General features: G+C 61.2%; 13 protein-coding genes and 1 other RNA gene. All 14 read left to right on the plus strand.

All coding sequences use genetic code 11. From position 1 onward, the window contains the following. The first annotated feature begins 15 nt into the window (after positions 1–15). Entirely contained in the window at positions 16–921 is a 906-nt protein-coding gene (rsmI, locus tag FBY04_RS20450) for a 16S rRNA (cytidine(1402)-2'-O)-methyltransferase (protein ID WP_161990822.1), read from the plus strand. Positions 922–996: 75 nt separating this feature from the next. Further along, an RNA gene (rnpB, locus tag FBY04_RS20455) (RNase P RNA component class A) lies at positions 997–1,350 on the plus strand. Between the two features lie 354 nt (positions 1,351–1,704). Then, complete coding sequence (gene mraZ / locus FBY04_RS20460) at positions 1,705–2,160, plus strand: division/cell wall cluster transcriptional repressor MraZ (RefSeq protein WP_008025967.1); 456 nt, start codon at positions 1,705–1,707, stop codon at positions 2,158–2,160. Beyond that, positions 2,157–3,104, plus strand: coding sequence for a 16S rRNA (cytosine(1402)-N(4))-methyltransferase RsmH (gene rsmH, locus FBY04_RS20465; protein WP_084320472.1), 948 nt, complete (start codon positions 2,157–2,159; stop codon positions 3,102–3,104). Before mraZ ends, rsmH begins: the two co-directional genes overlap by 4 nt. Next, entirely contained in the window at positions 3,101–3,394 is a 294-nt protein-coding gene (gene ftsL, locus FBY04_RS20470) for a cell division protein FtsL (protein ID WP_032828607.1), read from the plus strand. The genes rsmH and ftsL overlap by 4 nt, the downstream gene beginning before the upstream one ends. After that, complete coding sequence (locus FBY04_RS20475; RefSeq protein ID WP_178118303.1) at positions 3,394–5,133, plus strand: penicillin-binding protein 2; 1,740 nt, start codon at positions 3,394–3,396, stop codon at positions 5,131–5,133. Before ftsL ends, FBY04_RS20475 begins: the two co-directional genes overlap by 1 nt. Beyond that, a complete protein-coding gene (locus FBY04_RS20480; protein WP_145316573.1) occupies positions 5,133–6,596 on the plus strand; it encodes a UDP-N-acetylmuramoyl-L-alanyl-D-glutamate--2,6-diaminopimelate ligase in 1,464 nt (487 codons plus the stop codon). The genes FBY04_RS20475 and FBY04_RS20480 overlap by 1 nt, the downstream gene beginning before the upstream one ends. Next, on the plus strand, positions 6,589–7,956 hold the full coding sequence (gene murF / locus FBY04_RS20485; RefSeq protein ID WP_145316575.1) for a UDP-N-acetylmuramoyl-tripeptide--D-alanyl-D-alanine ligase: 1,368 nt from the start codon (positions 6,589–6,591) through the stop codon (positions 7,954–7,956). Before FBY04_RS20480 ends, murF begins: the two co-directional genes overlap by 8 nt. Continuing rightward, positions 7,956–9,038 carry a phospho-N-acetylmuramoyl-pentapeptide-transferase gene (gene mraY, locus FBY04_RS20490; protein ID WP_008037292.1) on the plus strand — a complete coding sequence of 361 codons (1,083 nt, stop codon included), beginning with the start codon at positions 7,956–7,958 and terminating at the stop codon, positions 9,036–9,038. Before murF ends, mraY begins: the two co-directional genes overlap by 1 nt. Positions 9,039–9,044: 6 nt before the next feature. Then, positions 9,045–10,391, plus strand: a complete 1,347-nt coding sequence (gene murD / locus FBY04_RS20495) for a UDP-N-acetylmuramoyl-L-alanine--D-glutamate ligase (RefSeq protein ID WP_145316577.1) — start codon at positions 9,045–9,047, stop codon at positions 10,389–10,391. Continuing rightward, complete coding sequence (gene ftsW / locus FBY04_RS20500) at positions 10,388–11,605, plus strand: putative lipid II flippase FtsW (protein WP_145316580.1); 1,218 nt, start codon at positions 10,388–10,390, stop codon at positions 11,603–11,605. Before murD ends, ftsW begins: the two co-directional genes overlap by 4 nt. Continuing rightward, positions 11,595–12,665 (plus strand): undecaprenyldiphospho-muramoylpentapeptide beta-N-acetylglucosaminyltransferase, encoded by a 1,071-nt coding sequence (gene murG / locus FBY04_RS20505; RefSeq protein ID WP_084320478.1) that lies wholly within the window; start codon positions 11,595–11,597, stop codon positions 12,663–12,665. The genes ftsW and murG overlap by 11 nt, the downstream gene beginning before the upstream one ends. After that, a complete protein-coding gene (gene murC / locus FBY04_RS20510; protein WP_084320479.1) occupies positions 12,658–14,118 on the plus strand; it encodes a UDP-N-acetylmuramate--L-alanine ligase in 1,461 nt (486 codons plus the stop codon). Before murG ends, murC begins: the two co-directional genes overlap by 8 nt. Continuing rightward, the gene (locus FBY04_RS20515; RefSeq protein ID WP_145316582.1) at positions 14,115–15,071 is read left to right on the plus strand and encodes a D-alanine--D-alanine ligase; all 957 of its coding nucleotides are present in this window, start codon (positions 14,115–14,117) and stop codon (positions 15,069–15,071) included. Before murC ends, FBY04_RS20515 begins: the two co-directional genes overlap by 4 nt. Position 15,072: the final 1 nt, after the last annotated feature.

Consider the following 15,072-nt stretch of genomic DNA (forward strand, 5'->3'; position numbering starts at 1 on the left):
TCGCTACGCGCTACAATGGCGGCTTTTACCGATCATGAGGTGTGCGCTTTGACTGCTCCAGGTGCTTTGAATTCCGCTGCTGGCTCGCTTTATGTGGTGGCGACGCCCATCGGCAACCTGGACGACATCAGTGCGCGTGCGCTGAAGATCCTGCGCGAAGTGGCATTGATTGCCGCCGAAGACACGCGTCACTCCCAGCGATTGATGCAGCACTTCGGCATCCCCACGCCGCTGGCAGCCTGCCATGAACACAACGAGCGGGATGAAGGTAGCCGCTTTATTACCCGTCTGCTCGCCGGCGACGATGTGGCGCTGATCTCCGATGCCGGAACACCGCTGATTTCCGATCCGGGTTATCACCTGGTGCGTCAGGCTCGTGCGGCGGGAATCAACGTGGTGCCGGTTCCTGGTGCCTGTGCATTGATTGCGGCGCTGTCGGCGGCGGGGCTGCCGTCGGATCGTTTTATCTTCGAAGGCTTCCTGCCGGCCAAGGCTGTCGGTCGTCGTGCTCGTCTTGAGCTGGTCAAAGAAGAGCCGCGCACGCTGATTTTCTACGAAGCCCCGCACCGTATCCTTGAATGCCTGCAGGACATGGAGCTGGTCTTTGGTGGCGAGCGTCCGGCGTTGCTGGCGCGGGAGCTGACCAAAACCTTCGAAACCCTGAAAGGCTTGCCATTGGCCGAGCTGCGCGAGTTCGTCGAGTCGGACAGCAATCAGCAGCGCGGTGAGTGCGTGGTGTTGGTCGCGGGTTGGTCGGCCCCCGAAACCGAGGACGCCGTCAGCAGTGAAGCCATGCGCATCCTCAACCTGTTGCTCGAAGAGATGCCGCTCAAGCGCGCCGCGGCATTGGCGGCGCAAATTACCGGCGAGCGCAAGAATGTTCTGTATCAGGTCGCGCTGGATAAACAGAAGGGCGAGTAAAACCCGACGTGCTGGAGTGGCCGCAGGCGTTTATCACTTGTTCTTCGGCCGCTCTGCCGTTAACCTTCGCGGCGGAGAGTCGATCGGACAGTCGCTGCCCTCTATGAAAATTAGGGGGGGGAGGAAAGTCCGGGCTCCATAGGGCGAAGTGCCAGGTAATGCCTGGGAGGCGTGAGCCTACGGAAAGTGCCACAGAAAATAACCGCCTAAGCGCTTCGGCGCCGGTAAGGGTGAAAAGGTGCGGTAAGAGCGCACCGCACGTCTGGCAACAGTTCGTGGCTAGGTAAACCCCACTTGGAGCAAGACCAAATAGGGTCCCAAGGCGTGGCCCGCGCTGGGACCGGGTAGGTTGCTAAAGATGTCCAGTGATGGCCATCGTAGACGAATGACTGTTCAAGACAGAACCCGGCTTACAGATCGACTCTCCACCTTTTTCCCTCCCTGTTTGAATAATTGAGCAGGGCGCTCGTAATGGCAGTTTCCCTCCTTGCACAATCCATCGCATATCCTCTTTTGTAATACCGAAAAAATCTTACTCTTAACAAATTACTTTAACTTCTGAACGCAGCCTTCAGTGCTCATTCAAGTTATTGGACAGATTCATCCGCCAGATTCTCGTTACCCCTCCTAATACGCTCCTAAATCTCAGTTCTGTAAGGGTTTTCCTTTAATCCGCGCCTTGACGGTGCGGTGGCCGCATTCCTATAGTGTGCGCAAGTGGCGGAAAGTGGCATGAAGTGGGTTTTTTGAACGTAAAACGCTAATATTTGGAGAAACGCTGTCGTGTTTCGCGGAGCTAACGCTATCAGTCTCGACGCAAAGGGCCGTCTCGCTATGCCGAGCCGGTACCGTGACGAGCTCGTTTCGCGTAGTTCCGGGCAGTTAATCGTCACAATTGATGCCGTTGATCCGTGTTTGTGTGTTTACCCCCTCGATGAGTGGGAAATTATTGAAACCAAACTGCGCGCACTGCCTTCGCTTCGCGAAGAGAACCGCCGCCTGCAACGTTTGCTGATTGGTAATGCCGTCGACCTCGAGCTCGATGGCAGTGGTCGTTTTCTGGTTCCACCGCGTCTTCGTGAATATGCCCGATTGGACAAGCGCGCGATGCTGGTAGGCCAACTGAACAAGTTCCAATTGTGGGACGAGGATGCCTGGGATGCGGTTTCTGCCGCTGACCTGGCTGCTATTCAACAACCGGGCGCCATGCCTGATGAACTGCGTGATTTGATCCTGTGACTATTGATAGCGGCTTTAACCACATCACCGTACTGCTTGACGAAGCCGTCGAGGCTCTCGCCGTACGTCCTGATGGCTGCTATCTGGACGGCACGTTCGGGCGCGGCGGGCACAGCCGGTTGATCCTCAGCCAGCTCGGTCCCGAGGGGCGGTTGCTCGGATTCGACAAGGATCCTCAAGCGATTGCCACCGGGCAGACGCTAGCGGCCGAAGACGGCCGCTTTGTCGTTGTGCAGCGCAGCTTTGCCGAGCTCGGTTCGGAAGTCGCCGAACGCGGTCTGGCCGGCAAGGTCAGCGGCGTTTTGCTCGATCTGGGCGTGTCCTCGCCGCAACTCGACGACCCTGAGCGCGGCTTCAGTTTCCTCAACGATGGTCCGCTGGACATGCGCATGGACCCGTCCCGCGGGATCAGCGCTGCCGAATTCGTCAACACCGCACCGGTGGAAGAAATCGCCCGGGTGTTCAAGGAATACGGCGAAGAGCGTTTCTCCGGCCGCATGGCCCGTGCCGTGGCCGAGCGTCGCGACATCAAGCCGTTCGAGCGCACCGGCGACCTGGCTGAAGTCCTGAAAGTCGCCAACCCGGCGTGGGAAAAGGGCAAGAACCCGGCGACCCGTGCGTTCCAGGGCCTGCGTATCCACGTCAACAATGAACTGGGCGATCTGGAAGCCGGTCTCGAAGCCGCGCTGGAATGCCTGGAAATCGGCGGCCGTCTGGTGGTCATCAGCTTCCATTCGCTGGAAGACCGCATCGTCAAACTGTTCATGCGCAAACTGGTGAAAGGCGAAGCCGACAACCTGCCGCGCAACCTGCCGGTACGTCACGTCGCCTTTGAACCGAAAATCAAAGTCCATGGCAAAGCGCAGTCCGCCTCCGAGGCCGAACTCAAAGCCAACCCACGTTCCCGTAGCGCCGTCATGCGCGTCGCGGAGAAGCTGCGGTGAGCAAGCTTTTCGCCAAGCCACTGCCCGGCGGAAGCTTTTTCATGCTGCTGCTGTTCGTTGGCGTGCTCGTGTCGGCCATCGGCGTGTCGTACAGCGCCCACTGGAACCGTCAGCTGTTGAACTCGCTGTACAACGAGTTGAGCGTGCGCGACAAGGCGCAGGCGGAATGGGGCCGGTTGATTCTCGAGCAGAGCACCTGGACCGCCCACAGCCGTATCGAAGTCCTGGCCACCGAACAGTTGAAGATGCACATCCCTGGCGCGGCTGACGTGCAGATGGTGGCGCCATGATGAAACTCGAAGGCGCACTGTTCCCATGGCGGTTTCGCCTGGTTGTAGGTTTGCTTGGCGTCATGGTCGCGGCGATCTGCTGGCGCATCATTGACCTGCAAGTGGTCGACCGTGCCTTCCTGAAAGGCCAGGGCGACGCGCGCAGCGTTCGTCACATCCCGATTCCGGCTCACCGTGGTCTGATTACCGACCGTAATGGCGAGCCTTTGGCCGTCAGTACGCCGGTTACCACCCTGTGGGCCAACGCCAAGGAAATGCAGCAGGCCAAAGAGAAGTGGCCCGCACTGGCGGCCGCGTTGGGGCAGGATCCAAAAGCCCTGGCCGAACGTCTCGAAGCCCAGGCCAACAAAGAATTCATTTATCTGGTGCGCGGGCTGACGCCTGAGCAAGGCCAGTCTGTGCTCGATCTTAAAGTGCCGGGCGTTTACGGCATCGAAGAATTCCGCCGTTTCTACCCGGCTGGCGAAGTGACGGCACACATGGTCGGCTTTACCGACATCGATGACCACGGTCGCGAAGGTGTCGAGCTGGCTTATGACGAATGGCTCGCCGGGGTCGCCGGCAAGCGGCAGGTCATCAAGGACCGGCGCGGTCGACTTATCAAAGATGTTCAGGTGACCAAAAACGCCAAGGCCGGCAAGCCCTTGGCGTTGTCCATTGACCTGCGTCTGCAATACCTGGCCAACCGCGAGCTGCGCAACGCGATCATCGAGAACGGCGCCAAGGCTGGCAGCCTGGTGATCATGGACGTGAAGACCGGCGAGATCCTCGCCATGGTCAACCAGCCGACCTACAACCCGAACAACCGTCGCAACCTGCAGCCGGCGATGATGCGTAACCGCGCGATGATCGACGTGTTCGAGCCGGGTTCGACGATGAAAGCCATCTCCATGAGCGCCGCGATTGAAACCGGCCGCTGGAAACCGACCGACACCGTCGAGGTGTACCCGGGCACCTTGCAGATTGGCAAATACACCATCAAGGACGTTTCCAAGTCCGAAGGCCCGGTGCTTGACCTGACCGGCATCCTGATCAATTCCAGTAACGTCGGCATGAGCAAGGTCGCGTTCGATATCGGCGGCGAAACCATCTTCCGTCTGGCACAGAAAGTCGGCCTCGGCCAAGACACGGGCCTCGGCTTCCCGGGTGAGCGCGTCGGCAACCTGCCGAACTACCGCGAATGGCGCAAGGCTGAAACCGCGACGCTGTCCTACGGCTACGGTATTTCCGTGACTGCGATCCAGTTGGTCCACGCCTTCTCGGCCCTGGCCAACAACGGTCGCCTCGCGCCACTGACCCTGATCAAGACCGACAAGGCGCCGCAAACCACGCAAGTGCTGCCGGAAGCGGTCGCGAAAACCATGCAGACCATGCTGCAACAAGTGATCGAGGCCCCGCGCGGTGTATTCCGTGCACAGGTGCCGGCGTATCACGTCGGCGGCAAGTCCGGTACCGCACGTAAAACGTCGGTCGGCACCAAAGGCTACGCCGAGAATTCCTACCGCTCGCTGTTCGCCGGCTTCGGCCCGATGAGCGATCCGCGTTACGCCATCGTGGTGGTGATCGATGAACCGACCAAGGCCGGTTACTTCGGTGGCCTGGTATCGGCACCGGTGTTCAGCAAAGTGATGTCCGGGACCTTGCGCCTGATGAACGTTACGCCGGACAACCTGCCACCCGTTCAACAGGCCAACGCAACACCGGTCGTTCCGCTGAAAGCCAATGGAGGGCGCGGCTGATGTCTCTGAGTCTGAACAAGATTTTCGCCCACGCCGGCCGCGATCTGTTGATCCGTGAATTGGCACTGGACAGCCGCAACGTGCGGGCAGGCGACCTGTTTCTTGCCGTCCCCGGCGGCAAGTTCGACGGCCGCGCGCACATCACCGACGCCTTGCAGCGCGGTGCGGCGGCCGTGGCTTATGAAGTTGAAGGCGCAACCGTATTGCCGATCACCGATGTGCCGATGATTCCGGTCAAAGGCCTGGCGGCGCAGCTGTCGGACATCGCCGGGCGTTTTTACGGCGACCCGAGCCGCCACCTGAATCTGATCGGCGTGACCGGCACCAACGGCAAAACCAGTGTGACCCAGCTGGTTGCGCAAGCGCTGGATCTACTCGGTCAACACTGTGGCATCGTCGGCACATTGGGTTCCGGTTTCTACGGCGCGCTGGAAAGCGGCCTGCACACCACGCCGAACCCGATCGCGGTGCAAGCGACCCTGGCTGACCTGAAAAAGGCCGGCGCCAAAGCTGTGGCCATGGAAGTGTCGTCCCACGGTCTGGATCAGGGGCGTGTCACCGCGTTGGCATTTGATGTGGCGGTGATGACCAATTTGTCCCGTGATCATCTGGATTACCACGGCACCATGGAGGCCTACGGCGAAGCCAAGGCCAGGTTGTTTGCCTGGAACGACCTGAAATGCCGGGTGGTTAACCTCGACGACGATTTCGGCCGGCAACTGGCCGCCGAAAAACGCGAATCGCGCTTGATCACCTACAGCCTGCTCGACAGCAGCGCCTACCTGTTTTGCCGCGAAGCGCAGTTCGACGATGAAGGCGTGCGCGCCACATTGGTTACACCGCAGGGTGAACACCATCTGCGCAGCACCTTGCTCGGTCGTTTCAACCTGAGCAACGTATTGGCGGCGGTCGGCGCCTTGCTCGGTCTGGACTATGCGCTGGACGAAATCCTCAAGGTCTTGCCAAAACTCGAAGGCCCCGCTGGACGCATGCAGCGCCTGGGCGGTGGCACCCAGCCGTTGGTGGTGGTCGATTACGCCCACACCCCGGATGCGCTGGAAAAAGTATTGATGGCCCTGCGTCCGCACGCCAAAGGCCGCTTGCTGTGCCTGTTCGGTTGCGGCGGTGATCGCGATCGCGGCAAGCGTCCGCTGATGGCTGAAGTGGTCGAGCGTCTGGCCGATGGCGTGCTGGTGACCGATGACAACCCGCGTACCGAAGACCCGGCCGTGATCTTCGACGACATCCGCGCCGGTTTCACCGATGTGGACAAAGTTACCTTCGTCGCTGGCCGTGGTCAGGCGATTGCCCAATTGATCGCCAGCGCTTCGGCGGATGACGTGATTGTCCTGGCCGGTAAAGGTCACGAGGACTATCAGGAAATCAACGGCCAGCGCCACGACTTCTCTGATCTGGTCGAAGCGGATCACGCGTTGACCGCGTGGGAGGTGGCCCATGCTTAAGAACCTGAAACTGAGCGAGCTGACCGGCGCGCTGAATGGCCGATTGATCGTCGCCGATGCAACGTTCGATGGCGTCAGCATCGACAGCCGTGCGATCAAGCCGGGCCAGCTGTTTATTGCCCTGACCGGTCCGCGCTTCGACGGTCATGATTATTTGAACGACGTCGCCAACAAAGGCGCCGTCGGTGCTCTGGTCGAACGCGAAGTCGCCGACAGCACGCTGCCGCAATTGCTGGTCAAGGACACCCGTCAGGCACTGGGTCAACTGGGCGCGATGAATCGTGCGGCGTTTACCCATCCGGTGGCGGCCATCACCGGTTCCAGCGGCAAGACCACGGTCAAGGAAATGCTCGCGAGCATCCTGCGCACCCGCGGTCCGGTGCTGGCGACCCGTGGCAACCTGAACAATGACCTCGGCGTGCCGCTGACCTTGCTCGAACTCGCGCCGGAACACACCGCGGCCGTGATCGAACTGGGTGCTTCACGCCTTGGCGAAATCGCCTACACCGTCGGCATGACCAAACCTCATGTGGCCGTACTCAACAATGCCGGAACTGCCCACGTCGGCGAATTCGGCGGGCCGGAAAAAATCGTTGAAGCCAAGGGCGAAATTATTGAAGGGCTGGCGGCCGATGGCGTCGCTGTGCTCAATCTCGACGACAAGGCATTCGGGATCTGGAAGACCCGCGCCGCCGGTCGCAAAGTCCTGACCTTTGCCCTGAGCAACGTCAGCGCCGACTTCTACGCCAGTGATCTGGACCGCGACGCTCGCGGTTGCCCGGCATTCAACCTGCACAGCCCTGACGGCGTGCAGCGCGTTCAACTGAACCTGCTCGGCACCCATAACGTTGCCAATGCCATGACCGCCGCCGCTGCCGCACATGCCTTGGGCGTGTCGCTGTTCGGCATCGCCACCGGCCTCGGCGCGGTGCAGCCAGTCAAGGGCCGCACCGTTGCGCAACTGGCCACCAATGGCATGCGCGTGATCGATGACACTTACAACGCGAACCCCACCTCCATGTGCGCTGCCGTTGATATACTCGCCGGCTTTTCCGGCCGCACCGTTCTGGTGCTCGGGGATATCGGCGAGTTGGGCGATTGGGCGGAGCAGGGGCACCGCGACGTGGGCGAGTACGCCCGTGGCAAGGTTTCTGCGCTTTACGCCGTCGGGCCGATGATGACCCACGCCGTGAAGGCTTTCGGCGAGCAGGCTTTTCACTTCAGTACCCAAGCTGAACTGATCAAGGCTCTCGGCGCCGAACAAGACACAAACACCACCATTTTGATCAAGGGCTCGCGTAGCGCTGCGATGGAAAACATCGTCGCCGCTTTGTGCGGCTCCAGCCTGGAGAAACATTGATGCTGCTGCTGTTAGCGGAGTACCTGCAACAGTTCTACAAAGGCTTCGCGGTCTTCCAGTACCTGACCCTGCGCGGGATTCTCGGTGTGCTGACCGCGCTGGTCCTGTCGCTGTGCTACGGCCCGTGGATGATCCGCACGTTGCAGAACCGTCAGATCGGTCAGTCCGTTCGTAACGACGGTCCGCAATCGCACTTGTCCAAATCCGGCACGCCGACCATGGGTGGTGCGCTGATCCTGTCGTCCATCGGTGTCAGCACTTTGCTTTGGGCTGACCTGAGCAACCGCTATGTGTGGACCGTGTTGCTGGTCACGTTGCTGTTCGGCGCCATCGGCTGGGTCGATGACTATCGCAAGGTGATCGAGAAAAACTCCAAAGGCCTGCCGAGCCGCTGGAAGTACTTCTGGCAGTCGGTGTTCGGCCTCGGCGCGGCGATCTTCCTTTATATGACCGCTGCGACGCCGGTGGAAACCACCCTGATCCTGCCGATGCTCAAGGACTACAGCATTCCGCTGGGTGCCGGCTTCATCGTCCTGACCTATTTCGTGATCGTCGGCTCGAGCAACGCGGTCAACCTGACCGACGGCCTCGACGGCCTGGCGATCATGCCGACCGTAATGGTTGGCGGTGGCCTGGGTATTTTCTGCTACCTGTCGGGTAACGTGAAATTCGCTGAATACCTGCTGATCCCGTACGTACCGGGCGCCGGTGAGCTGATTGTGTTCTGTGGTGCGCTGATCGGTGCGGGCCTTGGTTTCCTCTGGTTCAACACCTATCCGGCACAAGTCTTCATGGGCGACGTCGGCGCACTGGCGCTGGGCGCAGCCCTGGGCACCATCGCGGTGATCGTCCGTCAGGAAATCGTCCTGTTCATCATGGGCGGTGTGTTCGTGATGGAAACCCTGTCGGTCGTCATTCAGGTGGCTTCCTTCAAGCTGACCGGTCGCCGCGTGTTCCGCATGGCGCCGATTCACCACCACTTTGAACTCAAGGGCTGGCCCGAGCCGCGCGTGATTGTCCGTTTCTGGATCATCACCGTAATTCTCGTGCTGGTTGGCCTTGCCACCCTGAAGCTGAGGTAGAAATTCGTGTCTCTGATCGCTTCTGACCACTTCCGCATCGTTGTCGGCCTCGGCAAGAGCGGCATGTCCCTGGTTCGCTTCCTGGCGAACCGGGGCACGTCGTTTGCCGTGGCCGATACGCGGGAAAATCCACCGGAACTGGCCACGCTCAAGCGTGACTATCCGCACGTGGAAGTGCGTTGTGGCGAGCTGGACGTCGAATTCCTGTGCCGTGCCGACGAGCTCTACGTGAGCCCCGGCCTGGCGCTGGCGACCCCGGCCTTGCAGGCCGCTGCTGCCCGTGGCGTGAAATTGTCCGGCGACATCGAGCTCTTCGCGCGTAACGCGAGGGCGCCGATTGTCGCCATCAGCGGTTCCAACGCGAAGAGCACCGTGACCACCCTGGTGGGCGAGATGGCGGCTGCGGCGGGGAAGCGCGTCGCCGTCGGCGGCAACCTTGGCACTCCGGCGCTGGATCTGCTTCGCGACGACGTCGAGCTGTACGTGATGGAACTGTCGAGCTTTCAGCTCGAAACCACCGACCAGCTCAACGCCGAAGTGGCGACCGTGCTCAACGTCAGTGAAGACCACATGGACCGCTATAGCGGTCTGCCGGCCTATCACCTGGCCAAGCACCGGATCTTCCGTGGCGCCAAGCAGTTCGTGGTCAACCGTCAGGATGCCCTGAGTCGTCCGTTGATGGGTGAAGGCCAGCCTTGCTGGACCTTCGGTTTGAGCAAACCCGATTTCAAAGCGTTTGGTATCCGGGAAGAGGACGGCGAGAAATACCTGGCCTTCGAATTCCAGAACCTGATGCCAGTGCGCGAGTTGAAAATTCGCGGTGCCCACAACCAGTCCAACGCCCTGGCGGCATTGGCCCTGGGCCACGCGGTCGGCCTGCCGTTCGACGCCATGCTGTCGAGCCTGCGCACGTTCGCCGGGCTCGAGCATCGCTGCCAGTGGGTTCGTGACCTCGATGGCGTGGGCTATTACAACGATTCCAAAGCCACCAACGTTGGCGCCGCACTGGCTGCCATCGAAGGCCTGGGCGCGGACATCGACGGCAAGGTCGTGCTGATCGCCGGTGGCGACGGCAAGGGTGCCGAGTTCAATGATCTGCGTGATCCGGTGGCGGCCAACTGCCGCGCCGTGATCCTGATGGGCCGCGACTCCGACAAGATCGGCGAGGCCATTGGCGACGCCGTGCCGCTGATCCGCGTCGGTTCGCTGGTCGAAGCGGTGGAACAATGCCGCGCCGTTGCGCAACCGGGCGACGTGGTGCTGTTGTCGCCGGCCTGCGCCAGTTTCGACATGTTCAAGAATTACGAAGACCGTGGTCACCAGTTCGTCCGCGCCGTGGAGGATCTGGCATGAGCCTGCTCAACATCATCAAGCCGTATCCTTCGCCGCTGATTACCGGGCGCGGTATCGACCTCGATTTCCCGATGCTCGCCGGTTGCCTGGCATTGCTCGGCCTCGGGCTGGTGATGATTGCGTCTGCCTCGACCGAAGTGGGGGCCGTGCAGTCGGGCAGTGCCCTGTACTACATGATTCGCCATTTGATCTACGTGGTGCTGGGCCTGGGTGCCTGCATCGTCACCATGATGATTCCGATCGCCACCTGGCAACGCCTGGGCTGGCTGATGCTGATTGGTGCGTTCGGTTTGCTGGTGATGGTGATCATTCCGGGGATCGGCCGTGAAGTGAACGGTTCGATGCGCTGGATCGGTTTCAGTTTCTTCAACGTTCAGCCTTCCGAGATCGCCAAGGTGTTCGTGGTGATCTACCTCGCCGGTTATCTGGTGCGTCGCCAGAAAGAAGTGCGGGAAAGCTGGATGGGCTTCTTCAAGCCGTTCATCGTGCTGCTGCCGATGGCGGGCCTGTTGCTGATGGAGCCGGACTTCGGTGCCACCGTCGTAATGATGGGCGCGGCGGCGGCGATGCTGTTCCTCGGCGGGGTCGGGCTGTTCCGTTTTTCCTTGATGGTGGTTCTGGCGGTCGCGGCGGTGGTGTTGTTGATTCAAGTGCAGCCGTATCGAATGGCGCGCCTGACCAACTTTGCCGATCCGTGGGCTGACCAGTTCGGTGCCGGTTATCAATTGTCGCAGGCGTTGATCGCGTTTGGTCGCGGCGAATGGCTGGGCGTTGGCCTGGGCAACAGTGTGCAGAAACAGTTCTACCTGCCGGAAGCCCACACCGACTTCGTGTTTTCGGTCCTGGCCGAAGAACTGGGCGCCGTGGGTTCCTTGTGCACGGTCGCGCTGCTCGTCTTCGTCTGTATTCGCGGCATGTACATCGGTTATTGGGCCGAGAAGGCCAAACAGTTCTTTGCCGCTTACATCGCGTATGGCCTGTCGTTCCTGTGGATTGGTCAGTTCCTGATCAACATCGGGGTGAATGTCGGCCTGCTCCCGACCAAGGGCCTGACCTTGCCGTTCCTCAGTTATGGCGGCAGTTCGTTGGTGATCTGCTGTGCCTGTCTCGGCTTGTTGCTGCGCATTGAGTGGGAGAGTCGAACCCACCTGGGCAGCGAAGAGATGGAGTTTCATGAGAGTGACTTCGCCGAGGAGTCGACCCATGGGCGCTAACGTTTTGATCATGGCGGGCGGCACCGGTGGCCACGTGTTCCCGGCGCTGGCCTGCGCTCGCGAATTTCAGGCGCGCGGTTACACCGTGCATTGGCTCGGGACGCCGCGTGGCATCGAGAACGATCTGGTGCCACTGGCCGGTATCGAGCTGCATCGGATCAATGCCAGCGGTCTGCGCGGCAAGGGCAAATTGTCCCTGCTCAAGGCGCCGCTGATGTTGCTCAAATCCGTCTGGCAGGCGCGGGCGATCATTCGCCAGCTGCAGCCGGTGTGCGTGGTCGGCTTCGGTGGTTATGTGACCGGTCCCGGCGGCGTTGCAGCGAAACTGGCCGGCGTGCCGGTGATCGTTCACGAACAGAACGCCGTGGCCGGTACCGCCAATCGGTTGCTGGTGCCGTTGGCCGCCCGAGTCTGTGAAGCGTTCCCCGACACCTTTACCCTGTCGGACAGCCGACGGACCACCGGTAATCCGGTGCGCACCGAGCTGTTCCTCGATACACCGCGACCAGCCCTGGCGGGTCGCAAGGCGCGTTTGCTGATCCTGGGCGGAAGCCTGGGCGCAGAACCGTTGAACAAGTTGCTGCCTGAAGCCCTGTCGCACGTCGCCCCCGACCTGCGCCCGGAAGTGTTCCATCAGGCCGGCAAAAACCACGATGAAGTGACTGCAGAGCGCTATCGCGCGGCTGGCGTCGAGGCGCAAGTGCAGCCTTTCATCAAAGACATGGCCCACGCCTATGGCTGGGCTGACCTGGTGGTATGTCGCGCAGGTGCGCTGACCATCAGTGAACTGGCCGCCGCCGGTCTGCCCTCGATGCTGGTGCCTTTGCCCCACGCGATCGACGATCACCAGACCCGCAACGCCGATTATTTGGCCCGTGAAGGCGCTGCCTTCCTGATGCCGCAAAGAACGACTGGCGCAGCGGATCTAGCCGCACGCCTGACAGAGGTCCTGATGCAACCACAACGACTCACCGACATGGCCACTGCGGCACGCCGCCTGGCCAAACCCGATGCGACCCGTAACGTGGTCGATACCTGCCTGGAGGTGGCCCATGGTTGAGAATCAGAAAGCCATGCCACAACCGGAAATGCGCCGCATCCGCCGCATCCACTTCGTCGGTATCGGCGGTGTGGGTATGTGCGGGATCGCTGAAGTGTTGCTGAACCTGGGCTATGAAGTGTCCGGTTCCGACCTGAAAGCTTCGCCGGTGACCGAGCGTCTTGAATCGTTCGGTGCTCAAATCTTCATCGGCCACCGCGCCGAAAACGCTGCTGCCGCCGACGTGCTGGTGGTGTCGAGCGCCGTGAACACCTCCAACCCGGAAGTCGCCACCGCACTGGAGCGCCGTATCCCGGTGGTGCCGCGTGCCGAGATGCTGGCCGAGCTGATGCGCTATCGCCACGGCATCGCCGTCGCCGGTACGCACGGCAAAACCACCACCACCAGCCTGATCGCTTCGGTGTTCGCCGCCGGTGGCCTCGACCCGACGTTCGTCATCGGTGGTCGTCTGAATGCAGCGGGTACCAATGCCCAGCTCGGCACCAGCCGTTACCTGATCGCCGAAGCCGATGAAAGCGACGCCAGTTTCCTGCACCTGCAGCCGCTGGTGGCCGTGGTCACCAACATCGACGCCGACCACATGGCGACCTACGACGGGGACTTCAACAAGCTGAAGAAAACCTTCGTCGAGTTCCTGCACAACCTGCCGTTCTACGGTCTGGCGGTGGTGTGCCTGGACGACCCGGTGGTGCGTGAAATTCTGCCTCAGGTGAAACGTCCGGCCGTTACTTACGGCTTCGGCGACGACTGCGATGTGCGCGCGATCAATGTGCGCCAGCAGGGCATGCAGACCTTCTTCACCGTGCTGCGTCCTGACCGCGAGCCGCTGGACGTCTCGGTGAACATGCCGGGCAACCACAACGTGCTGAACGCGCTGGCCACCATTTGCATCGCCACTGACGAAGGCGTCAGCGACGAAGCCATCGTCCAGGGCCTGTCCGGGTTCCAGGGTGTCGGCCGACGCTTCCAGGTCTATGGCGAACTGCCGGTCGAAGACGGCAGTGTGATGCTGGTCGACGATTACGGTCACCACCCGACCGAAGTTGCCGCCGTGATCAAGGCCGTGCGCGGTGGCTGGCCGGAGCGCCGTCTGGTGATGGTTTACCAGCCGCACCGTTACAGCCGCACCCGCGACCTGTACGACGATTTCGTCAATGTACTGGCCGACGCCAATGTCCTGTTGCTGATGGAAGTGTACCCGGCGGGCGAAGAACCGATTCCGGGCGCCGACAGCCGCAAGCTGTGCAACAGCATCCGTCAGCGTGGCCAGCTCGACCCGATCTACATCGAGCGTGGTGTCGACCTCGCGCCGGTGGTCAAGCCGCTGCTGCGTGCCGGCGACATCCTGCTGTGTCAGGGCGCCGGTGATATCGGCGGTCTTGCACCGAAACTGTTGAAGAGTCCGTTGTTCGCTGGCGCGGTTGCCGCGCCAAGCGTGGGGAAGTTGAAATGACTGCTGCTTACGCCAACCTCGTCTCCACGATCGCGCCGAAAGATTTCGGCCGCGTCGCCGTGCTGTTCGGCGGCAAGAGTGCCGAGCGTGAGGTGTCCCTGAAGTCGGGTAACGCGGTTCTCGAAGCGCTGCTAAGTGCCGGTGTGGATGCGTTCGGCCTCGACGTGGGCGATGACCTGTTGCAGCGTTTGCTCAACGGAAAAATCGACCGCGCCTTCATCATTCTCCACGGTCGTGGCGGTGAAGACGGCAGCATGCAAGGCCTGCTGGAATGCCTGGGCATTCCGTACACCGGCAGCGGCATTCTGGCCTCGGCACTGGCCATGGACAAGCTGCGCACCAAACAGGTCTGGCACAGCCTCGGTATTCCGACGCCACGCCACGCGGTATTGAGTTCCGAGGCCGATTGTATTTCGGCGGCGACGGAACTGGGCTTCCCTTTGATCGTCAAACCGGCCCATGAAGGTTCAAGTATCGGGATGGCCAAAGTGACGTCCGCGCCGGAGTTGATCGACGCGTGGAAAGCGGCCAGTACCTACGATTCGCAAGTGTTGGTCGAGCAATGGATTCAAGGTCCGGAGTTCACCATCGCCACCCTGCGTGACCAGGTGTTGCCACCGATTGCCCTGGGCACGACGCACAGTTTCTACGACTACGACGCCAAGTACGTGGCCTCCGATACCCAGTACCGGATTCCGTGTGGCCTGGACAGCAACAAGGAACAAGAACTGATGGACCTCACGGCGAAAGCCTGTGAGGCGCTGGGTATCACCGGTTGGGGCAGGGCAGACGTGATGCAGGATGCCGACGGGCAGTTCTGGTTCCTCGAAGTCAACACCGCACCGGGCATGACCGATCACAGTCTGGTGCCGATGGCGGCCCGTGCTGCCGGTCTGGATTTCCAGCAGCTGGTTCTGGCGATTCTGGCAGCCAGCATCGAGGCGCGAGGTTAAG

Source organism: Pseudomonas sp. SJZ080, from assembly GCF_007828295.1.
GTDB classification, from domain to species: Bacteria; Pseudomonadota; Gammaproteobacteria; order Pseudomonadales; family Pseudomonadaceae; genus Aquipseudomonas; species Aquipseudomonas migulae_A.